Source organism: [Flexibacter] sp. ATCC 35208 (genome assembly GCF_001975825.1).
Taxonomy (GTDB): Bacteria; Bacteroidota; Bacteroidia; order Chitinophagales; family Chitinophagaceae; genus Chitinophaga.
In genome coordinates this window covers 39,255-60,735 of the sequence record NZ_MTKN01000027.1, presented here as the reverse complement: position 1 = coordinate 60,735, position 21,481 = coordinate 39,255, and the positions used below count along the sequence as shown (strand labels likewise).

Annotated in this window: 23 protein-coding genes; 3 read left to right on the top strand and 20 right to left on the bottom strand. The window is 44.6% G+C overall.

Features of this window, described 5'->3' with window-relative positions:
* Window positions 1-214 precede the first annotated feature (214 nt).
* Both ligA and BW716_RS17940 read left to right on the top strand, forming a co-directional pair.
* Window positions 215-2,332, top strand: coding sequence for an NAD-dependent DNA ligase LigA (gene ligA / locus BW716_RS17945; RefSeq protein ID WP_083724464.1), 2,118 nt, complete (start codon window positions 215-217; stop codon window positions 2,330-2,332).
* Window positions 2,329-2,766 (top strand): nucleoside deaminase, encoded by a 438-nt coding sequence (locus tag BW716_RS17940; RefSeq protein ID WP_083724462.1) that lies wholly within the window; start codon window positions 2,329-2,331, stop codon window positions 2,764-2,766. Before ligA ends, BW716_RS17940 begins: the two co-directional genes overlap by 4 nt.
* 103 nt (window positions 2,767-2,869) lie before the next feature.
* On the opposite strand, the gene BW716_RS17935 is transcribed toward BW716_RS17940, so the two are convergent.
* The 3 genes from BW716_RS17935 to BW716_RS17925 all read right to left on the bottom strand — a co-directional run bounded on the left by BW716_RS17935 (window position 2,870) and on the right by BW716_RS17925 (window position 5,136).
* Window positions 2,870-3,790: an SPFH domain-containing protein gene (locus tag BW716_RS17935; protein WP_083724460.1), complete on the bottom strand. Its 921-nt coding sequence runs from the start codon at window positions 3,788-3,790 to the stop codon at window positions 2,870-2,872.
* Window positions 3,791-4,040: 250 nt separating this feature from the next.
* On the bottom strand, window positions 4,041-4,250 hold the full coding sequence (locus tag BW716_RS17930; protein WP_083724458.1) for a hypothetical protein: 210 nt from the start codon (window positions 4,248-4,250) through the stop codon (window positions 4,041-4,043).
* Between the two features lie 181 nt (window positions 4,251-4,431).
* Window positions 4,432-5,136, bottom strand: a complete 705-nt coding sequence (locus BW716_RS17925) for a LuxR C-terminal-related transcriptional regulator (RefSeq protein ID WP_083724456.1) — start codon at window positions 5,134-5,136, stop codon at window positions 4,432-4,434.
* 301 nt (window positions 5,137-5,437) lie between these two features.
* Here BW716_RS17925 and BW716_RS17920 point away from each other — a divergent pair, with 301 nt between their 5' ends.
* Window positions 5,438-6,043, top strand: a complete 606-nt coding sequence (locus tag BW716_RS17920; protein ID WP_083724454.1) for a superoxide dismutase — start codon at window positions 5,438-5,440, stop codon at window positions 6,041-6,043.
* 159 nt (window positions 6,044-6,202) lie between these two features.
* Here BW716_RS17920 and BW716_RS17915 read toward each other — a convergent pair whose 3' ends face one another.
* The 17 genes from BW716_RS17915 to BW716_RS17835 form a co-directional block, all read right to left on the bottom strand.
* On the bottom strand, window positions 6,203-6,976 hold the full coding sequence (locus BW716_RS17915) for a DUF1080 domain-containing protein (protein WP_083724452.1): 774 nt from the start codon (window positions 6,974-6,976) through the stop codon (window positions 6,203-6,205).
* A gap of 65 nt (window positions 6,977-7,041) precedes the next feature.
* Entirely contained in the window at window positions 7,042-8,709 is a 1,668-nt protein-coding gene (locus BW716_RS17910) for a S41 family peptidase (protein ID WP_083724450.1), read from the bottom strand.
* A gap of 191 nt (window positions 8,710-8,900) precedes the next feature.
* On the bottom strand, window positions 8,901-9,128 hold the full coding sequence (gene yidD / locus BW716_RS17905; RefSeq protein WP_083724448.1) for a membrane protein insertion efficiency factor YidD: 228 nt from the start codon (window positions 9,126-9,128) through the stop codon (window positions 8,901-8,903).
* Window positions 9,125-9,526 (bottom strand): ribonuclease P protein component, encoded by a 402-nt coding sequence (locus tag BW716_RS17900; RefSeq protein WP_083724446.1) that lies wholly within the window; start codon window positions 9,524-9,526, stop codon window positions 9,125-9,127. Before BW716_RS17900 ends, yidD begins: the two co-directional genes overlap by 4 nt.
* Window positions 9,527-9,630: 104 nt before the next feature.
* Window positions 9,631-9,786, bottom strand: a complete 156-nt coding sequence (gene rpmH, locus BW716_RS17895; protein WP_012788729.1) for a 50S ribosomal protein L34 — start codon at window positions 9,784-9,786, stop codon at window positions 9,631-9,633.
* A 171-nt stretch (window positions 9,787-9,957) separates the two neighbouring features.
* A complete protein-coding gene (locus tag BW716_RS17890; protein WP_083724444.1) occupies window positions 9,958-10,467 on the bottom strand; it encodes an OmpH family outer membrane protein in 510 nt (169 codons plus the stop codon).
* Window positions 10,468-10,568: 101 nt separating this feature from the next.
* Window positions 10,569-11,087 (bottom strand): OmpH family outer membrane protein, encoded by a 519-nt coding sequence (locus BW716_RS17885; protein ID WP_083724442.1) that lies wholly within the window; start codon window positions 11,085-11,087, stop codon window positions 10,569-10,571.
* Window positions 11,088-11,228: 141 nt separating this feature from the next.
* Window positions 11,229-13,961 carry an outer membrane protein assembly factor gene (locus tag BW716_RS17880; protein WP_083724440.1) on the bottom strand — a complete coding sequence of 911 codons (2,733 nt, stop codon included), beginning with the start codon at window positions 13,959-13,961 and terminating at the stop codon, window positions 11,229-11,231.
* The gene (locus tag BW716_RS17875) at window positions 13,942-14,703 is read right to left on the bottom strand and encodes an isoprenyl transferase (RefSeq protein ID WP_179091172.1); all 762 of its coding nucleotides are present in this window, start codon (window positions 14,701-14,703) and stop codon (window positions 13,942-13,944) included. Before BW716_RS17875 ends, BW716_RS17880 begins: the two co-directional genes overlap by 20 nt.
* A gap of 231 nt (window positions 14,704-14,934) precedes the next feature.
* The gene (locus tag BW716_RS17870) at window positions 14,935-15,798 is read right to left on the bottom strand and encodes a DUF6089 family protein (RefSeq protein ID WP_083724438.1); all 864 of its coding nucleotides are present in this window, start codon (window positions 15,796-15,798) and stop codon (window positions 14,935-14,937) included.
* Window positions 15,799-16,040: 242 nt separating this feature from the next.
* On the bottom strand, window positions 16,041-16,931 hold the full coding sequence (locus BW716_RS17865) for an NAD kinase (protein ID WP_083724436.1): 891 nt from the start codon (window positions 16,929-16,931) through the stop codon (window positions 16,041-16,043).
* 18 nt (window positions 16,932-16,949) lie between these two features.
* Window positions 16,950-17,612: a CBS domain-containing protein gene (locus tag BW716_RS17860; RefSeq protein ID WP_143708893.1), complete on the bottom strand. Its 663-nt coding sequence runs from the start codon at window positions 17,610-17,612 to the stop codon at window positions 16,950-16,952.
* Window positions 17,613-17,838: 226 nt separating this feature from the next.
* Entirely contained in the window at window positions 17,839-18,606 is a 768-nt protein-coding gene (locus BW716_RS17855; RefSeq protein ID WP_083724432.1) for an alpha/beta fold hydrolase, read from the bottom strand.
* Between the two features lie 105 nt (window positions 18,607-18,711).
* Window positions 18,712-19,257: a CvpA family protein gene (locus BW716_RS17850; RefSeq protein WP_083724430.1), complete on the bottom strand. Its 546-nt coding sequence runs from the start codon at window positions 19,255-19,257 to the stop codon at window positions 18,712-18,714.
* A 52-nt stretch (window positions 19,258-19,309) separates the two neighbouring features.
* Complete coding sequence (locus BW716_RS17845) at window positions 19,310-19,762, bottom strand: GatB/YqeY domain-containing protein (RefSeq protein WP_083724428.1); 453 nt, start codon at window positions 19,760-19,762, stop codon at window positions 19,310-19,312.
* 27 nt (window positions 19,763-19,789) lie between these two features.
* Window positions 19,790-20,137: a gliding motility protein GldC gene (gene gldC / locus BW716_RS17840; RefSeq protein WP_083724426.1), complete on the bottom strand. Its 348-nt coding sequence runs from the start codon at window positions 20,135-20,137 to the stop codon at window positions 19,790-19,792.
* Between the two features lie 86 nt (window positions 20,138-20,223).
* On the bottom strand, window positions 20,224-21,327 hold the full coding sequence (locus BW716_RS17835) for a glycosyltransferase (RefSeq protein ID WP_083724424.1): 1,104 nt from the start codon (window positions 21,325-21,327) through the stop codon (window positions 20,224-20,226).
* Window positions 21,328-21,481: the final 154 nt, after the last annotated feature.

Here is a 21,481-nt window from a genome sequence, read left to right as displayed (position 1 = left end):
ACAATTTTTGTATCCGTCTTTCAGTTGCTTTCGTTTCGTTACACAATCTTAATTAATTTTTTGTTAATAAAAAACTTTTTGCTCATCTTTTTCTTAAAATTAATAGGTGCAGATAGTGCCAAAACACACTAAAACCTAATACAGTAAAGGAAATTTGCCATTTTAGAAATAGTTCAGAAAGTATTTTAAATTTACACGCCGATAGTAAAAATATATGTATACGAAAGAAATAGAAATCACTTTAGCGCAATTAGCGAAGCAACTGTTAGCTCAATTGCAAAAAAAAGAAAGCCCCTCCTCCATTGATGAAACTTTGGAAAACCTCCGTCGTGTCATACTCTACAATGACTGGCGCTATTATGTACAGAGCGATCCTGTGCTGAGCGATTTTGAATATGATCAGCTCTTTGCATGGTTGAAACAGCTGGAAACGGCTCATCCGGACCTTATAAGCCCGGACTCCCCCACCCAGCGCGTAGCCCTGGGGCTTAACAAAGCCTTTCCGACGGTACAGCACCTGGTACCCATGCTGAGCCTGGAAAACTCTTACAATGCCGATGACCTGTTGGACTGGGACCGCAAAGCCCGGGAAATCAGCGGCCTCACCGATATAGAATATTGCATAGAGCCCAAATTCGATGGTGCCAGTATATCATTAATATATGAAAACGATCGCCTGACCCGGGGCGCTACCCGGGGCGACGGTGTGGCAGGCGATGATATTACCACCAATATCCGCCAGATCCGCTCTATCCCCCTCACGGCCAACTTTTCGAAATTTGGTATCCATACCATCGAAATCCGTGGCGAGGTATTAATTAATAAGAGCACTTTCAAAGCCTTTAATGACCAGCGTGTTGCCGAAAACCTGCCGCCACTGGCCAATCCCCGTAATGCCGCCTCAGGTTCCCTCCGCATGGTAGACCCGAAGGAAGTGGCGAAACGGGGCCTGGAAGCCTTCCTTTACCACATGAGCTATCATACTATGGAAGACGGGCAGACTGAACCAAAGGAGATCCAAACCCATAGCAATACCCTGGATATGCTGACCCAACTGGGCTTTCGCTCTCCCGCTAAGGAGAAAAAGGTTGTAAAAGGCATTCAGGCAGTGATCGATTATGTGCTGGCTTTCGAAAATGAAAGGGATAACCTTCCATATGAAATAGATGGAATGGTAATAAAAGTAAATGATTACGAACTGCAGGATAAACTGGGTATGACTACCCACCACCCCCGCTGGGCCATGGCGTACAAGTTCAAAGCCCGCCAGGCCACCAGCAAACTGAGGGATGTGGAATTCCAGGTAGGTCGTACCGGTTCTATTACCCCTGTGGCCAAGATCGATCCTGTACCCATTGGTGGTGTTACAGTTGGTTCCATTTCATTATTTAATGAAGATGTAATCCGTGAAAAGGATTTGAAACTTGGTGATACCGTCCTGGTGGAAAGAGCCGGCGATGTGATCCCTTATATCGTAAAGTCAGTCGCTGACCTGCGGGATGGTTCTGAAAAGGAAATTGTATTCCCTAAAGAATGCCCGGTATGTAAAGAGCCACTTTTCAAACCGGAAGGTGAAAGCGTATGGCGTTGTATCAATATTAACTGCGAAGCGCAGGTGGTAGAAAGAATGATCCACTTCGTAAGCAAAGATGCGATGGACATCAAGAGTTTTGGGGAAAGCAATGTCCGTAAGTTTTACGGGCTGGAGCTGATGCGCGATATTCCGGGTATCTATACCATCGACTTTAGCAAACTGGAACAACTGGAAGGATTTGGAAAGAAATCACTCACTAACCTGCAAACAGCGATCGAAGCCTCCAAGACCCAGCCTTTGCACCGCCTGATCTTTGGTTTGGGTATCCGCTATGTGGGCGAAACCACCGCCAAGACACTGGCAAATGCCATCAGTTACCTGCCGGATTTCAAAGACTGGACAGAAGAACAATTGCTTGCGCTGGAAGATATAGGACCAAAAGTAGCTGGCAGTATCAAACAGTTCTTCGCTACGCCGGAAAACCTGGATATGCTGAAACACCTGGAAGAATTAGGGCTGAACCTGAAAAGCACCCGTTCAGATCATCCGGTGGGTGGTACATTCGACGGACAAACATTCCTCTTTACCGGTACGCTCAATAAGCTGAAACGTAGTGATGCAGAAGCCATGGTAGAACAGCAGGGTGGTAAGATCCTGAGTGGGGTATCCAGCAAGCTGAATTACCTTGTGGTAGGTGACGATGCAGGCAGTAAACTGGAAAAAGCGAAAAAGATCAATACAATACACATCCTGAGTGAGGATGAATTTTTAAACCTGATAAATCAGCAGCAGGGATGACGGATGAGTTTTATATGCAGCAGGCTATGCGTGAGGCCCGCAAAGCCTTTGATGAAGGAGAAGTACCTGTGGGGGCTATTGTCGTTCTCAATGATAAGATCATTGGGCGTGGCAGCAACCAGGTGGAGAAACTGAATGACTGTACTGCACATGCAGAAATGCTGGCGCTGACTGCGGCTTTCAATTTTTTAGGTAGCAAATACCTGATGGAAGCTACACTTTATGTAACGCTGGAACCCTGTCTGATGTGCGCGGGGGCGCTGTATTGGAGTAAGATCGGCCGCATTGTATATGCAGCAAAAGATGAAAAGAACAGTTACAGAAAATCTACCGGAGAGGCGAATCCTTTTCATCCCAAGACAAAGGTTGAACAAGGGCCCGGCGAGGCAGAAAGCCTGCAATTAGTAAAGACATTCTTTGCACAAAGAAGATAAAAATTAAAAGGCGAAAAGCGAAGGGCGCCCATGTATGAGCGCCCTTTGCTTTTCGCTTCTGGGATGAAGTCTCGCTACGCGAGACTTCATCCCAGACTATTGGTTATTTTACCTGGAGTTTATTCAACGCCATCAACTGCTTCATTGTCTGCTCCATCCCTTCAGAAGACCCATCCAGGAAGATCACATTACCCTTCGAATTCTCAGAGAAGTGCTTGATCGCCTCCGTCCACATAGAGAACAAGATCACAGACGTATCCAAATTCGCCTGCTGCATTTCCTTCGCCGCCATAGACATACCTTTTGCCACCTCTTCACGGAACAGCGCCACACCCATACCACGCAGCTGTGCTGCCTGACGTTCAGCTTCCGCTGCAATCTTGATCGCATTACCCTCAGCTTCCGCAGCTTTCGTCTTGGTGATCAGCAATGCCTGCCCCTCATTTTCAGCCGCAGCTTTCAGGTTATTAGACGCCACTACCTGCGCCATAGATTTCATAATCGCATCATCAAAAGTGATATCATTCATCTGCAGATCCTGCAGGTGATATCCCCATCCTTCCAGTGTCAGGTCAATCTGTTCTTTCACATGTTCTGTGATATCACGACGCAATCCCAATACCTCTGATTGCCTTTTAGTAGCCACAAATCCGCGGATAGAACCCTCAATGGTACGTACCAGCGCCTGCATAAAACTACGCTCGTCCAGGAACTTAAAAGCCACATTTTTGATGGTATTTTCCTCCTGATTCCATACGGAATACAGCAACATAGCTTTGAAGTAAACATTTGCCTGGTCAACAGTAATGGCCTGGAATTCCAGCTCTACCGAGCGATTCTGAATGGAAACACGTTTGAATACTTTTTCAACAAGGGGCACTTTGAAATTAAGTCCGGGGAACAAAATACGGTTATACTTTCCAAAGATCGTAGTCACCCCAATAGTACCTTGCTGTATGGTCACAAAACTTGAGAATACCACCAACAGGGCTAAAACAATTAAAATAATAGCGATTGTACCCATATATAGGAGATTTAGCAGTAAATATATAATAAAAGTCGACAATATGCTCATTGCCGACATACAAATACGCGCATACCGATGCCAGAGGCATCAGTGTGCGCGATGCTATTAATTTGGGAAATAATACGAGCTGAAAGATTAGAAAGGCATGCTGTGGGTTATCTTGATTGTGTGTCACATCAAAAACAGCGACAAACAATGGATGAAAGCCGAGCTAAATTACAACGAATGAAAGGGTAATAGCTTCAGGTTAAATCCTTTGTTTCTTTCTGAAATAAATATAGACGTCGTCTAGTTCTATCTGCTTAAGCTGGTACGCCAGCAATGTCTTTAGATCGTCAGTTTCATTTTTGATCTTTTTATATTGATCTTTCAATGACTCATAGCGGGCAACTATCTCTTCTGCAGTTGCAGAACCGTCCAGCTGCAAAACTTTTAATGCGCTTTCCTCGGTGATCATAGCAATAGGGGTATTACTAACTATCTTTTTCCTTTTTTAAAAAATGTCTTTCCTAACGTATCAAACTCTCCTTTGGTTAATAGGTTACTAAATTAATGGAGTTTGATTGTTATGCAAATACCCAAGGTTGGGTATTTTTTTGCAAAACAAGCGCAGGCAAATTGCAGGAAATTTACTTAAATTACTGATACCCAACCTTTCTTGCCAGGGCTACTAATTCAGTAGTATTCCTAACTTTAAGTTTTAACCGGATATTTTTCCGGTGGGTTTCAACCGTATGTCGGCTCAGGTTGAGGGTGTCGGCTATTTCTTTATTGTTCAGGCCCCCGACGGCCAGTTTGAGGATTTCCTTTTCTCTTGCTGTGAGTTTGGCCAGCAGATCGTCGTTATGCCTGCGTAGCACCTCTCTCATCGCTTCGGCCAGCTGATCGTTTGTATCCATTGCCAGTGTCAGATCCAGAAAGGCGCAAATCACATCTTTTACCTTGCCATTTTCATCCCTTGTAAATGGCATCGCCAATCCTACGAGCCAGCACCAGTGCTCCGTATCCCGTTTACGAAATCGTAACACTCCGCCAAATACACTTTTGTTTTCCTGAAATGATTGCTGGGCAATAACCGCCAGATCAAAGTCCTCCGGGTGCATGATCGCTTTGAAAAAATCAAGCCCCATCCCACTCATCTCTTCCAGTGTATACCCCGTCACATCTTCCATATAGCGGTTACACCAGTTGACAGTCTTAATATCATTCTGATGAGTGTATAACATAGCGGGTACATGGTCCAATAAGGTTTCGAGCCACTTGATCCGTGTCTTCAATAGTTCATTTTCCTTTTGTAAGGCGTTGAGGGAGTAATTTTGGCCCATGTCCGAGTCTGTCAACATACTTTTAGTTTTATACGAACAACAGTAACCTCTACGTGTAAACGTAACCGGAATGCCGTACTAAAGTTGTTATAACACTTAACGTAAATATAAAATAAAAAAGCATATATCCAACCCTTTTGGTACGTGAATTGGGCAGTAATACCTATGTTTTGTTGATAACTACAGCGGAAGGAGTTAACGACCGCTTCCATCAGGGTGCCCAATTCGCCTGTGCGTTTTGATATTTACCTTATTAGGCAGTAAATTTGGTACCAATTGATACACTCTTATTTTTTAACGCAATAAAAAAACATAAGTTATGGCATTTACACTTCCGAGCTTACCGTACGCTACCGACGCCCTGGAACCAAATATTGATAAGCAGACAATGGAAATTCACCATGGTAAGCACCATCAGGCATATGTTGATAACCTGAACAAAGCAATTGCCGGTACTGAAAATGAAAATAAATCCCTGGAAGAACTGGTTGCTATCGCTGGTACACTGAGCCCAGCTATCAGAAACAATGGCGGTGGTCACTGGAACCACAGCTTCTTCTGGACTATTCTTGGTCCTAATGCAGGTGGTGAGCCTACTGGCAAACTGGCTGATGCGATCAAGAGCACTTTCGGTTCTTTCGAAGAATTCAAAGAAAAATTCAATGCTGCCGGTGCTACCCGTTTTGGTTCCGGTTGGGCCTGGTTGCTGGTAAAAGGTGGCAAACTGGAGATTTCTTCTACACCTAACCAGGATAATCCACTGATGGATGTAGCTGAAGTAAAAGGTACACCAATCTTAGGTGTGGATGTATGGGAACATGCTTACTACCTGAAATATCAGAACCGTCGTCCTGATTATCTGAAGGCGTTCTGGAATGTTGTAAACTGGGATGCAGTTAGCAAACATTACGAAGCCGCGCTTTAATTTTGAAATTTTAATATTTTGAAATTTTGAAATAGTCAAAAAGGAATGGCCATTGCGAAGCAATGGCCATTCCTTTTTGAGATTCTATCGTTATCGTAGGCAGCTTAGTTGCCTACGATAACGATAGACAGCTATTATAGAAGGCAGCTAAGCAGCCTTCTATAATAGCCGTTTTATTTTAATATTCTTAAACCAGATCTCACTTCCGTGATCCTGCAAATCGATAAATCCATTTTTCGTAGCACCATACCCTTTAGCATCCTTCCACTTTCCTTTCTCCTTTTCTGCCTTCCACTCCTTTGACCCAATTACATAATCTGCTGTCTTCTGCCCATTCAGCCAATGCTCCACATGCCCATGATACACCACAATCCGGGCATGGTTCCACACACCTGCCGGCCGCGTTGCATTCACCAATGGCGCACTCATCGCATAATTACACCCCGTTAGCTGCCAGTCTTCCAGCTTCTCAGGAAAGTTGTTCGCATCGATCAGCTGATACTCTGGTCCGCTCATAAAAGGAGCCGGATATTCTTCTGATGCTAAATAGATGATCCCACTATTACCCTGCGGTGCAATCTTCCATTCCAAAAACAATTCAAAGTTTTCATATGTACTGTCAGAAGTCAGATCTGCACGGTTCGCTTTGAAATCTTTATCTCCCATGCAATGCAACATACCGCTATCTGCGGACCATGCACCTCCTGTCTTGTGCTGATAAAGATGCCAGCCACTCAGATCTTTTCCATTGAACAATAACTGCCATCCTTCCACCCGTTCTGTTTCACTCAGCATATTCATTGCCGTTGTATCAAAATATTCAGTCGTGGTATCTTTTCTGATCACAGTTACTGAATCATGTTGGCTGCTGCTATTGGTATTATTACATGCCAGCAGAATGATGATAATGAAAGGTAGGATGAGTTTCTTCATAAAATGAAAGCTATATGGCATAAAGAAAAATCGCTATTGCTAAAGACAAAAGCGATTAAAAATTATCAATGCAGCAATTGCTGATACCGCTGGGAATCATGCAGCACTTTCACCGCCTCAGTCACTTCATTATCTGTTGCGAGTGACTGTGCGATTCTACCCTTCTGCATATAATAGCGGTTAGATATCTCTTCTTCCAGCAGGTGTTTGATCTCTGTTTTATTCTTCAGCAGATCCTGCTTTTTGTCGTGCTTCATCTTAGCCTGCAGGGCGTCGAATTCCTTAGACACGGCATCGTAATATTTCTCTTTACGGGCAGTAGCCTGGAAGTTTTCCAGTGCTTCTTCCGAACGGGTTTTATAACTATAATTCCTGCCATCCAGGTAATGCATAAAGTCGGTAAAGTCATCTTCATTCAGGGCGAAGGTACCTGCTGCTGCAATCTTAGGATGTGAATAGTAATACTGTGTAGCATAGTCAAAGATGTATTGTCTGCGCAGCAGGGTCACTGTTACCTGGCTGAGCAGCGTTGGATCTACTGCATCATCAGGCTCTATTCCTCCCCCATCACGTACCTTACGGCCATCAGCGGTATTGAATGATTTACGCAGGCTGTCCGGCACAGATTCTACTTCTCCATCATCATTACGGTGGGAGTAGTCAATCGCCTGAATACAGCGGCCACTGGGTGTATAATATTTGGCAGTTGTAACTTTCAGTTTTGCATTGTAGGGCAGCGGGCGGGTAGTTTGTACCAACCCTTTACCAAAAGAGCGCTGACCGATGATCACTCCACGATCCAGATCCTGCATAGCACCTGCTACGATTTCTGAAGCGGAAGCAGAGGAGCGGTTTGTCAAAACAGCCAGTGGGATCCTGGCGTCGATTGCGTTGCCTTCTGTTTTATAGTCGCGGTCCCAGTTCTTTACCTTTCCTTTTGTGCTTACAATCACCTTGTTCTTATCTACAAAGATGTTCGCCACGAGTACAGCTTCGTCCAGCAAGCCACCGGGGTTACCACGCAGGTCCAGGATCACGCCTTTCAAAGTCGGATGGTCCTTTTTCAGCAGGGTAAAGGCGTCGGATACAGCATCGCCGCTATTTTCAGTAAACTGTGTCATGCGGATATACCCGATATCATTACCTACTATACCGGAATAGCTCACAGGCTTTACATTGATCTCTTCGCGGGTGATGATTTTGGCCGTTTCTACGCCTGTGGAAGGGTTTTTAATCACCATTTTCAAGGTAGTGCCGGGTACGCCTTTCAGCATATGGCTGATGTCGTCCTGGTCCATATCCTGGGTAGATTTTCCATCCAGGGACAGGATCAGGTCACCGGTTTTCACACCGGCTTTGTCCATCGGACTACCTTCGTAGATATCAGTCACTACGGTACGGATGCTGTCGGTAATGACTGAGATACCTACACCACCGTATTTACCGGTGGCCATGAATTTGAGTTCATCCAGGTTTTCTTCAGGGATGAAGTCTGTATATGGATCGGTTTCTTCCAGGATGGCGTCTATGCCTTTATGCATCAGTTTTTCCGGGGGCAGGTCGTCTACATAATAGGTATTCAGCTCCCGGTAGAAAGCTGCGAAGATGTCCAGATTCTTAGCGATCTCAAAGTATTTGTCTTTATCACTGTAAGCTTTTATACCGGTAGCACCTATGATAAGCAATACCAATATCACTACAATCCTCCTCTTTCTTTGAAAAAATGCACGCATAGGTAAAAGTTAATGTGAGCTAATTTATAAGCAATTGTAAGCTACAAGTTCTTTACGTATTTGAAAAGTTAAAATACGTGATAGCCAGACGATTGCCTGGCGGCTATATAGATTATATGCAGGGAACATTTTCCTGTTATGCCCTGCATAAAATGCTCAGGTTTATTTCACGGTGCTGCCACACCTGCCATTCAGGGTACCGGATCATGGCCGTGTCCACCCCATGGATGGCAGGACAAGATCCTTTTTACGGTGAGGTAACCGCCTTTTATAAGGCCATGTTTTTTCAGAGCTTCTACGCCGTATTGTGAGCAGGTGGGTGTATACCTGCACTTATTGCCCAGCAACGGTGAAATGCCCCATTGGTAAATCCTGATTACCCAAATAAACGGATAAGTCAACAAGCTGAAGATCTTCATGATACAGCCAGCGCTTCCTTCGCCAGTTTCTTTAAAATTAGGGAAATTTTGTGTTGGAGGGTAGTAAAGGGAGCTATTTTCTTATCTGTATAGATGAAGAATACGGCCAGCTGACCGTTGGGCTGTTGTGCCCGTAGCTGTTCATACAGTTCACCTTTTTGCAGGCGATAAGCTTCCCGGGTCAGGCGTTTTACTCTGTTACGGTCCACAGCATGCGGAAAACGTTTTGTAGAGACGGTAAAACCGGCCTGAACGGGGTATGGGGCAATGGGAGTATCTACCGGCATATATACTACGCGGTATGGAAAAACAGAAAACGCTTTTCCTTCCCGAAAAAGCGTTTCAATGATTTTTCTGCTTTTTAACCTTTCTTCTTTTGTAAAAGAATAAGTTTTTATGGCAAGTCCGATTTATCTATCAAAAGCAATAACATTCTGTTCGATCAGGAACCAGCCTTAAAAGCTGCAGTTATGCCCAAAGGCTTATGCAGTTAAAGCTGATATTATTTCAGCTTACGCTCGTCAGAAACAGTTAATTTCTTACGTCCTTTAGCTCTGCGGGAAGCTAATACTTTACGGCCGTTAGCAGTTTCCATTCTCTTTCTAAAACCATGAACGCTCTTTCTGCGTCTGTTATGCGGTTGAAAAGTACGTTTCATTTTAATATTTTGTTTTTACCTGTACTATACTAAACACTTTCCCGTTTTGCGGAACCCGTGTTTTTAAAACGGAAGGCAAAGGTAAAGAATTTTATGAGATAATAAAGGATTTTTAAAAAAATACCCCGGGAACTGGTCCCGGGGCTATTATAATTAGTTCTAAGTGTCAGATTATTTGATACCCAGCTTAGTTTTTACAGCTGCAGACAGGTCATCACCAGCTGGAGCTACCAGCAGAATGCTCTGAGAGTTGTCGATTACATAACCGTAACCTTTTTCTTTCGCTGTGTCTTCAATTGCTTTACGAGCCTTGTCATAGATTGGTTTCAGCAGTTCCTGACGTTTAGCTTCGATTTTGTTCTGAGCTGCATCCTGGTAGTCCTGGATGTTTTTCTGAGCAGTCTGGAGTTCTTTACCTTTGATTTCTTTAACGTTGTCGCTCATTTTATCTACACCGTCATTAAACTCTTTCATCTTCTTCTGATAATCATCAATCAGTCCTTTACCATCCTTATCCAGTTCTTCTGCATAAGCTTGCAGTGATTTCATTGCCGTCTGGGCTTCCGGCATTGCCTCAATCAGGGCCTGTGCATTAATGTGAGCCACTTTGGACTGTGCCATTGTCTTCACGCTGAACAATCCGGATACTGCCACGAAAGCAATAATTACATACTTCTTCATGATGTTGTCTGTGTTTAAAAAAATTTTGAATACTAAACTAAGGTTAAAAATTGGTACAAAAGGTTAATAATTCCTAAATCACCTTTCTGTTGGATGTCTTGTTACTGCTTCTTTACACCAAGGGTATTTAGAATGTCATCACTTTTATCCAACTTAGGATCAGAGAAAATCACGGTTACACCTCCGGCCTTATCCAGCACAAAGTCGTACATGCGCTGGGCGGCTAGTTTTTGTACGGCATTATAAATTCTGTCCTGTATAGGTTTTACCAGTTCCTCTCTCTTTTTGAATAGGTCCCCTTCGTAACCAAAACGTTTCTTCTGCAAATCCTTTGCCTCTTTTTCTCTCGCTACAATCTCTTCCTCACGCTTGTGCTTTAGTTCGTCTGTAAGCATCACCTGCTCTGCCTGATAAGATTTGTACATCTTATCTACTTCCAGGAATTTAGCGTCGATCTCCTTTTGCCATTGCTCAGCCACAGCATCCAGCTTACTCTGAGCTTCTTTATATTCAGGGATATTGTCCAGAATATATTTGGTATCGATCACGCAATAGCGCTGTGCACTTGCCATCAGGGCAGTTCCCAGCACCAGGGCGATCATGAGGCTTAGTTTCTTCATAGTGTTTATTGATTTAAACTATAGGCACCCCCGGGATTTCGGATTTGCAATATATAATTTAAAATTTATTCAAACGTCACACCTAACCCTGATAGTATGAAAGCCCTCCGTCAGGAGAGCTCCATTCTGCCAGTTCCCCCATTATTCTGGTTCGAAGCCCAGCATGAAGGTGAACTTGGTCGCATCTTTCAGACCATTGCCGGATGTGATACGGTCAAAGCCGACACCGTAGTCAAATCCAAGCAGACCAAACATAGGCAGGTAGAAACGCATGCCAAGACCTGCTGAACGGCGGAGTTTGAATGGATTGTATTCCTGTACATCCCTGTAACCGTTGGCTGCTTCCAGGAATGCCAGACCAAAGATCGTAGAACTTGGGTTCAGGCTGAAAGGATAACGCAGCTCCATGATATACTTGTTGAAGATCGTGAAACCTTCGTAACCAGAAGGCTGGCTGCTTTCGGAATTGCTTCTTGGATCTGATGAATAGTATACGGGGTAACCTCTCTGGGATACGATATCACGGTCATAGATCGCAAAGTTACTCAGACCATCACCACCCAACTCGAAGCGACCGAATGGAGACAGGGTCGTTCTGTTGTTATAACGGCTGATATAACCAAATTTAGCAGCAATCTTCATTACGAACATCTTGTTGTCGCTACCCATTGGCTTGCTCAATGGTACGTACCACTCAGCATTGAATCGGTATTTCTGATATTCGATAAAGCTGAACTGATCTTTGATGGACTGCAGTTTAAAATCCTTATCCGGGCTGAACATAGAGTAAGGAGGTGTAAACTGACCGCTAAACATAAAGTTGGAACCAGATCTTGGGAAGATCTGCTGGTCAACTGATGAACGGGCCAAAGTCAGTTTCAGGTTGATGTTGTTAGAGATACCGTTGGAATAACCTGCAATATTAAAATAGTTATAGTTCTTCAGGCTGTAGCGCTGATAGTTCACCGCGTAGATAAGGGTGAAATAGTCATCAGGCCATTTCAGCTGCTTACCGAGGGAGATAGAAGCACCCATTACCTTGAAGTAAGCATTGTTTGACAGGGTAGAACCATATATATAAGAAGAATATGCGTTCGGGTTCTGGTAGCTGTTATAGAAGCTTACTGAGAACTGGTTTCTCTTTTTACCACCCAGCCATGGCTCAGTGAAAGAGAAGTTGTAAGAACGATATGCTTTACCGTTTGAGGAGACACGAACAGATAATTTCTGACCGTCGCCGCTTGGTAATGGATCCCATGTTTGTTTGTTGAAGATATTGCGCAGGGAGAAGTTATTGAAGGTCACACCCAGTGTACCGGTCAGACCAATATAACCACCCCAACCTGCTGACAGTTCCAGCTGGTCGTTTGCTTTTTCTTCTACTGTATAATCGATGTCCACAGTTCCGTCCTGAATATTAGGCACCGGGTTCATACCGATCTTTTCAGGGTTGAAGAAACCAAGATTCGCAATTTCACGGTTAGAACGAATCAGGTCAGTACGGCTGAATTTCTCACCAGGCAGTGTACGCAGCTCACGACGGATCACATGTTCGTTGGTTTTTTCATTACCTGCGATACGTACTTCCTTAATCGTAGCCTGAGGACCTTCGGAGATCCGGATTTCGTAGTCGATGGTATCACCATGAATACCTACTTCTACCGGATCAGCGTGGAAGAACAGGTAACCGTAGTCCATGTACAGACCACCTACGTCACCACCTTCGGAAGACAGCAGGCGTTTCTGCAGCATTTCCTGGTTGTACGTGTCACCTTCTTTGATACCCAATACTTTTGCCAGCAGAGAGTCAGTATAGCGGGTATTCCCTTTCCAGGTGATTTTACCGAAGTAGTACTTCTTACCTTCCATCACTTCCATGCTCACATTCACACCACCGTTCAGGGATTTGTAAGTTGTATCCCTCAGCAGCACCGCATCGCGGTAACCCTGGGTGTTATAGAAAGAGATCACTTTCTCTTTATCTTCAGTGTACTTGTTTTCGTTGAACTTAGCAGAGGAGAACAGCTTGAAGCGGAAATAAGGATCCAGTTCTTCCAGTGTACGGGAAGGCTGGAGATATCCGAAGGTAGACCAGTAGTCGCCACGGTTATCAGCCGAATCAGGCCATACTGGCTCATAATCCGGATAGATGGTGAGGCGGCTCCTTTCTTTGGTACCCTTCATTTTCTTTTTCAGTTTCGAATCTGAAATGTTCTGGTTCCCAACGATGTATATGTTGTCGACCTTGGCTTTATTACCTTTTGCTACGATAAACTGTACGTTGGTAGCATTGGATTGTGAGCTATCGGTTTGTTCATTGACAGATACTTCGGCGTTGCGGAAACCTTTTTCGCTATAGTATTTCCTGATGATGCCCACAGCATTTTGTTCCATGCTTTCGGTTACCACCTGGCCTTTACGCATGCCGGTTTTCTTGATGATTTCTTCCTGTTCGGATTTTTTAACTCCTTTGAAGAGAAACTTGTTCAGACGTGGTCGTTCCTGCAGTTCAATTTCCAGCCAGATCTGACCATCTTGAATTTTATTTACATAAATAGCGACGTTGGCAAACAGTCTTTGTCCCCACAGGGCCTGGATTGCTTTCGCAAACTGGTCGCCGCCGGGGTAAACGACTTTGTCACCTACGTTCAATCCGGAGAGGGAGATCAGCAGGGACTTATCAAGATACTGGGTTCCTGACACCACGATGTCAGCTATCTCGTATTGCTGAGGTTGTGAATTTCCCAATGGTAAGTTCAATCCCACTGGTTGTTCTGCTGCAGGGATGGTATCTCTCTCCTGGGCGGATACACGAATGCCGGCACTGCAACATAATACTATGGCCAGTAGGCTCTTAGGAAATAATTTGTTCATTCTGCTGTATTTGATCGCTTGTTTTGCCAAAGCGTCGTTCTCTGTTCTGAAAGTTTAAGATAGCTTCGTAAAGATGTTCTTTGCGGAAGTCAGGCCAACGGGTGTCTGTAAAATACAGTTCCGCGTAGGCCAGCTGATAAAGCAGGAAGTTACTGATTCTGCATTCTCCGCTGGTCCGGATCATTAGTTCCGGATCGGGCAGGTCGGCAGTACAGAGGTACTGCTGCCACTTGTCAGGAGTGATGGCCTCGGGTTCGAGTTTTCCATCTTTTACATCCTGCGCAATTTTTTTGGCAGCATTTAGGATTTCCCAACGGGCACTATAACTGAGGGCCATTATCAGGTTGAGTCCTGTACATTGACTGGTAAGGCTTATGGCCTCCTCCATCTCCATTTTACAGTTTCCGGGCAACATGTTCATGTCTCCGATTACATGTAACCGGATGTTATTTTTGATGAGCGTGCTCACTTCACTACGGATCGTATTGACCAATAGCTCCATGATCCCGTTTACTTCATAAACGGGTCGGTCCCAATTCTCGGTAGAAAAGGCATAAAGGGTAAGGTAACCAATTCCCAGTTCGGCGCAGGCTTCGGCAATATTACGCACACTTTCCACTCCCTCATAATGGCCAAACAACCTGTCCTGACCGCGCTCCTTAGCCCAACGGCCATTACCGTCCATAATGACAGCAATATGTCGTGGCAACCGTTGTAAGTCTAATTTGTCCTTCAAACTCATGAGTATCTCCGGCGTATTATATATATCGATACAGATTTTATTAAGGTGTGCAAAGATACAAAAATAGATATATGCCTTTCCCGGCAAAGGGGGGGGTGGGGTTTTAACGGATTTTTAACAGCGAAATCCTTTGCTGTTGGCTGTTTGACTCGAAAAAACGCTTATTGAAAGTAGAAGTAATAGGCCAAATGGCCAGAAAGGACTACAGATAGACAAACTTTGCCTGCGAAATCAGAATTTACATCTATAAGACGTAAACAGGATGCTAATAGTCAGTTCAGCGGTAACGAACTGATCTTTGTCACGGCTGTTACCACGCTGCCTGCCAGCTATCCCAATTCTGTCTCCGGTGGCGTAACTACGGTCCTGAAGGAGGTACGCCGGGGTGGAATTACCGTTGGCATCTGCAGGGAATAAAGCGGTACCTGCGTAGGTGGTGCTCACATCATCCAGGTAGTCGGTGTTGGTAAAGCGGTATAATACTTCCAACCCAAGGTTCACCTTTTTCGACAGGTTGTATTTAAAACCACCTCCCAGCAACCAGGCGCTAGATACGAGGCTATATGGTTTCCTGTCAGGGTACATGGCGCTCCCCTGCCCTTCTGTACGGAGTGGCTGGAGGTAGTACTTCCTGTTATTCAGGAAAGCGTATGGATTGAAGTAGAATAAAGAGGCTCCTCCCGTGAAGTATGGCGTAAAGCGGTAATAGCTGGACCCAGGTTCAAAACGGAAGAAGTTAAAATCGCCCTGCACACCCAGTTCGAATACATTGGTATTGAAACTGAGGTTACGGCGTTTTTGAAAATCGTTGTTGTTATAAGTATCAGAATAACCCAGCATCATATAACGACCGTGGAAGCGTACGCCTACGTAGTCATTCATGTACTTGCGGTAAAAGATACCGATAGCAGGTTTGGGGGCGTTGAGACGTCCATTGGTATTGAGATCCCCAAAATAATGGGCAGCTCCTATGGAAAAGCCCAGTTCACCGGTATAAGACAGCTCGTTCTGCGCAAAAGCAGGCGTCAGGAATAGGGATCCTACTGCTATAAGGGTGGACGTGATGATACGTTTGTAAAAAAAAGGTTTGCCCATAAATCGGTTTGCTTAAACGCGATAATTCCTTTAAACGCGATTATCCTGCTTTTGGTATTATAACAAGTGAACAAATGTAATAAAAAATCCTAATGTGGTAGTTTGCAAATATGTAGCCGGATTACTACAGTAAGCAGTTGTTGCTCCCGATTTTTTTGATTTTACCGTATGCAAAATCAAAAAAATCGACTTTCCGAAGGGAATGGGGAGGTTACCTTTAGCAACCTCCCCATTCTCTTCAACTATTTTAAGGTATTTCTTGCATCAATGCCCCAAAGTAACTTATGTCTTAACGTATGTAAGAAATTACTATCATCCAGCCTCAGCAGGCTCAACTTAAACGACTCTTTCTTTATAGCCAGCTGTACCGTATTATCAATCGTCTCCATTCTCGAATCAAGGGTACAAAGGAACTGATCACTCCTCCCCTCCACTTCAAAACTGATCACATTATCATCCGGTACTATAATCGGCCTCACATTCAGGTTATGCGGCGCCACCGGCGTAATCACAAAACTCCCTGCCTCCGGAAACACTACTGGCCCACCACAACTAAGTGAATACCCTGTAGATCCTGTAGGCGTAGCTACTATCAACCCATCTGCCCAATAAGTATTCAAAAACTCACCGTTCAGGTAAGTATGGATTTTCACCATTGCAGACGTATCTTTCTTATGTATAGTAAAGTCATTCAGGCCATAAGGCACCTCTCCAAACAGAGAAGGTACATTACTATCCAGATGTATCAGCGTTCTCTTATCCACCACATACGTACGTTGCTTTAACGCCTGAACTGCTGCATAAATCGCATCCTTCCCTATACTCGCCAAAAAACCTAACCTTCCAAAATTGATTCCCAGCACCGGAATATTCTTATCCCGTACATAACAAACCGTATCCAGCAGGGTACCATCCCCACCGAGGCTCACAAGAATATCCGCCCTGCCATGCAGATCTGCTGCACAGGCAAAAGTCGCTGGCTCTTTTGTATAAGTGATATGTGGCTGTAAGCCCTTAAAGAAAGCTTCGTAAATGATCACATCAATCTCCTCTCTTGCCAGCTCATTCAGCAACAACTGGATGATAGGCAGGTCTTCTCTTACAAATCCACGGCTATATATTGCAATCTGCATAACTAATCTGGAGGACGATTACATGCTGATATAATTCATCAGCAAATCGTAATTTTTTCGGAGCATATCTTCCTCCTGCTCTTCGGTGATTGTGTATTTAATAGTGTAGTTGAACCGCTCAAACGTAGCCACCAGCCCCTGTAGCTCCTGACGGTTGGTCTTTAACAGTACTTCCAGTCTGCCAGTAGCCGGACTGGTAATGGTATTCACACTGAGCAATGTGATATCATTCGATTCTGCTATTCTCGCGATCTCACTAAGGCTGTAATCGCGGGGGTCAATATCCAGTGCAATGATACCTCCCGGTTCCTTTACACCGTTGTACTGTGCCAGTACCGCCAGTAGATTATCTTTCGTAAGTACGCCAAGGTACTCATTTTCCCGGCTGATGACAGGTAGTACAGACAATTTCAGGTCATAAAAGACCTTTAGCGCCTCATAAAAGTGGGCACTCTCCAATACGCCGGGCTTCGGACCATTGTATTCCATATTCTCGAGTGATACCTCAGTATCTTCCAGATCAAGGATATCATCTTCTTCCACCAGCGCCAGGTACTTATTTTCCAATACCAGGGGCAGTTGGGAAAGATGGTATTCATTCATCAGACGCAACGCTCTGGACCCTGGGTCAAGAGGATGGAGGATTGGTATAACTGTCGATATGAGATCACGTGCCAGCATTATTAATTGCGCTATTGTGATACAATAATAGGAAAAGAATCGCTAACGTCCTCGTACCGGACGAGGGGATTTATGAATAAAGCATGCAGCTATGCTTATATACGTAACGCTAAATGCGCGTGGTTTGTTACATACAGCGCGATGGGATGGTAGTGGATGAGTGATAAAAAAAAATGAAGCTGATCCTGTTGAATCAGCTTCAATATAATGATGTGAGTAGTAGGTTTTATTTACTTCCCAGTTTTTGCAGAAAAGGATGCAGGATCTGATTGAATTCATCCGGCTGCTCCATCATAGGGGCATGACCGCATTTATCAACGAAGTGCAGTTCTGAGTTAGGAATCAGTTTGTGGAACTCCTCACCTACCATTGGCGGAGTCACGGTATCGTTCAATCCCCATACCAGCAAGGTTGGGAGCTTGATTTCACGAAGTTCTTCACCCAGGTTATGGCGTATAGCCGACTTAGCCAGCGTGATGATCTTGATCACCTTAAGACGGTTGGTCGTAATGTCAAATACTTCGTCCACCAGCTCTTTGGTAGCCATTGCAGGATCGTAGAAGGTAAGTTCTGTTTTCTTGCGGATATATTCGTAGTCTCCTCTTTTAGGATAAGTTTCGCCCATCCCGTTTTCAAACAGACCGGAACTACCAGTCAGTGTGAGGGATTTGATCGGAGCTTCAGGATGTTTCAGCAGGTATACCAACCCAACGTGTCCACCCAGGGAGTTACCCAGCAGGTGTACATTGGAATACTCCATCGTTTCAATAAACTTATGAACGTACTTGGCCAGGCCAGCTACAGATGTATCCAGAATATTCAGATCAAACAAAGGCAAAAGCGGTACCACTACTTTGTTGTAGTGGCGGAAGTATTCGATCAGCCCACCAAAATTACTCAGTGCACCAAATAGCCCGTGCAATAATACCAGCGGTTCACCCTCCCCTTCTTCAACAAACTTAAACTTTCCCTGTGTTTTGATTTCGTAATCCATTGCCAAAGCTTGAAAGTCAATTTTGCGCTAAAATAATTCTTTTTATTAATTCAAATAATCTTTGAAGCGAGGGATATAGATCATTTAACCTATGTCCATGACCCTCTATTGTTTGCTCTGTATCTCCCTGGCTGCATTGTCAAAAAATGATTGCAGACTGGCAAACATATCCTTAAAGATGGGTATTAGTTTGCCAACGCCATTCATGACCGCCGGCCCGAGATGCTCAATGTACGGATATACAACAGATTGTATTTTGATTTCCGGGCTTAACCAATATAACTGATTGGCTATCCATAAAAGGACACTGTAGACCATGATAAAGATAGCACTATATAGTAAAATCCCGCCTAATTTGTTTAGCCAGCCCATCATAGCCACTTCTACCAGCTTTTGCAGCAGAGTGGCCCCAAGACGGACTAAAAATATTACTCCCAGGAACAGGGCGATGAAGCAAATGACTGGTAACCAACGTGTATGCATATCCCAATGTGATTGGGCGTACAATACGGCCACGGTGGTCAACTTCAATGCTGCTGCAAGCCCCAATGTGACTGCTATAAATGAGAATACCGCTATGATCAGACCACGGCTATATCCCTTATAAATAGCAATTACAAGGATGATGGCGAATACAATGTCTATACCCATATATTTCTATAGGAAGATAGGAGATCGGGGAAAAAGAATTAAAAGTCCCCAGTTATTTTGCCAATAACTCTTTTACTAATGCGGAAATGGCTTTGCCATCAGCTTTACCAGCTAACTGCTTGGTAGCCACGCCCATTACCTTACCCATATCAGCAGGAGAACTCGCCCCTGTCTCGGTGATAATAGCCTGAATAGTTGCTTTCAGTTCAGCTTCGTCCATCTGCTTTGGCAGGTACTTCTCGATCACAACCAGTTCTTCCTCTTCCTTTGCGGCGAGGTCTTCCCTGTTTTGCTGACGGAATATATCCAGCGAATCTTTTCTTTGTTTGGCTAACTTCTGTAACAGCTTTGTTTCGTCTGTTTCGCTCAGCTCTCCGCTAAAGCCCTCTGCAGTCTTGGCATGCAGGATAGCGGCCTTAATAGCACGCAGCGCACGCAAATCTGCTTCTGCTTTCGCAAGCATAGCTGTCTTGATAGCTGCGTTAATGTTTAGTTCCAGAGACATATATGGTTGTTTTGAAAACTTGGATTATTACTGTTCTGCCTTTTGCTTTTCTTCGAACTTCTTGTAGAATTCACGGGCAAAAGTTCTCAGTTCGTCTGCCTGATCCTTGTAAGGAGTAGCACGCTGATAAGTATCTGCCATGGTCATCATCGTCTGAAAGAAGAAATCAGCCATTTCATCCACCATCATCTGCTTTGTCCACAAGTCTATACGCAGCGCGGTCTTGTCAGCCCCATCCCAGAAAGCAATCATCATCGCCTTCGCCTGCTGGAAACGGTCTGCCTGAGTGCTATCTGTCGCCCTCCATTCAATCTTCTCAGGTATCCTGTCATTGTCCAGTTCAACCTGGATTTGTATGGTAGATGTCTTTGCCATAAAAAAATAGTTCCGATATTTTAAAAACGCAAATTTACTAATAACCTGCGAATGTGCTGATGTCCAGATTTATGATACTTATTTTATTATTTTAATATCAGGGAAGCCGCTTCTATCCAGCTTCCGGGCAGGGGCACCTGCTTGCCGCGTTCCAGCATCCTGCTGCGCAACACCTCGTCTTTGTATAATACAGACATTTTTTCTGCCAGATCGTCCAGGCTATCAGGGTCTGTATACAGCACACCTTCGGCTCCTGCCACCCTGGCCGCAGCTCCTTCTATGGCCACCACAGGTACTTCGCTCCTGAGGGCTGCATAAATAGGTAACGCCAGGCCCTCGAACCGACTGGTATATACCAGGGTATAAGCGCCGGCTACTATGCGGGACAAGGTCTCCTGATCGGCATCTTTGAGCCAGATGACGTCGTTTCTGAACTTGTAGGTGGCCATATTTTCGATGATTTCTGCACCGGCATTGGTGGGAGCGCCGGCGAGGATCAGTTTCATATTGGAACGTAAACGGCGTTTCAGCGCGGAAAATGCCTTCAGCAAAGGAAGGATATTATTCCGGGGATGCATACTGCCTACTGCTACAAAATACTCCACCCCATCTGAAAATGCCTTTTTAATCTGCTCTCTTTCCTCCCATTCCACAGGACGATAGCTGCTATCCATACCCGGAGGCAGTAAAACCAGCTTTTCTGCTACAGAAGGGGCATAAGTTAATAAATCTTCCTGTACTACGGGAGAAACTACAAGTACTTTCTGTGCCGCCTGTATATATTTCACGGTATTTCTGCGCAGATATCGCTGCAGATCCTTAGACATACCTGTTACGCCATGCAGAAAACCCGTATCTGTAACTAATAAGCGGGCAGGTACCTTGCTGCGCAGGGGCAATTGACCATCTATACCCAGGTAAAGGTCCAGCTGCTGCTTTTTGATAGCTGCCGGAAGCTGCCATTCTCTCCACCAGTACAGTTGAAATGCCTTACGGCCTTTGAGAGGCACTTCCACAAGTTGCACATTATCAGTGAATTCGCTCAGAGATAAACCCGGACCGTCTACGAAGAAGATAAACTGGTGCTCCGGGTGCAAACGGCATAATTCCTTTAAAAGTGCTGTGCTGATATTTCCTGTATCTGCCGGCCTATCTCCAGCCAGGCCGGCGGCATTCACTCCTATACGCATAGTTAAGCTGCTTGTTCTGATGGGTGCAAAGCTACAGCTTTTGTAATAAGCAGGGTAGAAGTAGGGTAGAGATCCGTCATAACGCCGTTACAAATACGTCACTATAAGGGCACCAAAAGGGCACTTCAATATCCCAGGGATAATGAGGTGCCCT

What these genes read in the sequence shown, in the direction of transcription:
- ligA (WP_083724464.1), top strand. Translation starts at nt 215, where the DNA reads ATGTATACGAAAGAAATAGAAATCACTTTAGCGCAATTAGCGAAGCAA.
- BW716_RS17940 (WP_083724462.1), top strand. Translation starts at nt 2,329, where the DNA reads ATGACGGATGAGTTTTATATGCAGCAGGCTATGCGTGAGGCCCGCAAA.
- BW716_RS17935 (WP_083724460.1), bottom strand. Translation starts at nt 3,790, where the DNA reads ATGGGTACAATCGCTATTATTTTAATTGTTTTAGCCCTGTTGGTGGTA.
- BW716_RS17930 (WP_083724458.1), bottom strand. Translation starts at nt 4,250, where the DNA reads ATGATCACCGAGGAAAGCGCATTAAAAGTTTTGCAGCTGGACGGTTCT.
- BW716_RS17925 (WP_083724456.1), bottom strand. Translation starts at nt 5,136, where the DNA reads ATGTTGACAGACTCGGACATGGGCCAAAATTACTCCCTCAACGCCTTA.
- BW716_RS17920 (WP_083724454.1), top strand. Translation starts at nt 5,438, where the DNA reads ATGGCATTTACACTTCCGAGCTTACCGTACGCTACCGACGCCCTGGAA.
- BW716_RS17915 (WP_083724452.1), bottom strand. Translation starts at nt 6,976, where the DNA reads ATGAAGAAACTCATCCTACCTTTCATTATCATCATTCTGCTGGCATGT.
- BW716_RS17910 (WP_083724450.1), bottom strand. Translation starts at nt 8,709, where the DNA reads ATGCGTGCATTTTTTCAAAGAAAGAGGAGGATTGTAGTGATATTGGTA.
- yidD (WP_083724448.1), bottom strand. Translation starts at nt 9,128, where the DNA reads ATGAAGATCTTCAGCTTGTTGACTTATCCGTTTATTTGGGTAATCAGG.
- rpmH (WP_012788729.1), bottom strand. Translation starts at nt 9,786, where the DNA reads ATGAAACGTACTTTTCAACCGCATAACAGACGCAGAAAGAGCGTTCAT.
- BW716_RS17890 (WP_083724444.1), bottom strand. Translation starts at nt 10,467, where the DNA reads ATGAAGAAGTATGTAATTATTGCTTTCGTGGCAGTATCCGGATTGTTC.
- BW716_RS17885 (WP_083724442.1), bottom strand. Translation starts at nt 11,087, where the DNA reads ATGAAGAAACTAAGCCTCATGATCGCCCTGGTGCTGGGAACTGCCCTG.
- BW716_RS17880 (WP_083724440.1), bottom strand. Translation starts at nt 13,961, where the DNA reads ATGAACAAATTATTTCCTAAGAGCCTACTGGCCATAGTATTATGTTGC.
- BW716_RS17875 (WP_179091172.1), bottom strand. Translation starts at nt 14,703, where the DNA reads ATGAGTTTGAAGGACAAATTAGACTTACAACGGTTGCCACGACATATT.
- BW716_RS17870 (WP_083724438.1), bottom strand. Translation starts at nt 15,798, where the DNA reads ATGGGCAAACCTTTTTTTTACAAACGTATCATCACGTCCACCCTTATA.
- BW716_RS17865 (WP_083724436.1), bottom strand. Translation starts at nt 16,931, where the DNA reads ATGCAGATTGCAATATATAGCCGTGGATTTGTAAGAGAAGACCTGCCT.
- BW716_RS17860 (WP_143708893.1), bottom strand. Translation starts at nt 17,612, where the DNA reads ATGCTGGCACGTGATCTCATATCGACAGTTATACCAATCCTCCATCCT.
- BW716_RS17855 (WP_083724432.1), bottom strand. Translation starts at nt 18,606, where the DNA reads ATGGATTACGAAATCAAAACACAGGGAAAGTTTAAGTTTGTTGAAGAA.
- BW716_RS17850 (WP_083724430.1), bottom strand. Translation starts at nt 19,257, where the DNA reads ATGGGTATAGACATTGTATTCGCCATCATCCTTGTAATTGCTATTTAT.
- BW716_RS17845 (WP_083724428.1), bottom strand. Translation starts at nt 19,762, where the DNA reads ATGTCTCTGGAACTAAACATTAACGCAGCTATCAAGACAGCTATGCTT.
- gldC (WP_083724426.1), bottom strand. Translation starts at nt 20,137, where the DNA reads ATGGCAAAGACATCTACCATACAAATCCAGGTTGAACTGGACAATGAC.
- BW716_RS17835 (WP_083724424.1), bottom strand. Translation starts at nt 21,327, where the DNA reads ATGCGTATAGGAGTGAATGCCGCCGGCCTGGCTGGAGATAGGCCGGCA.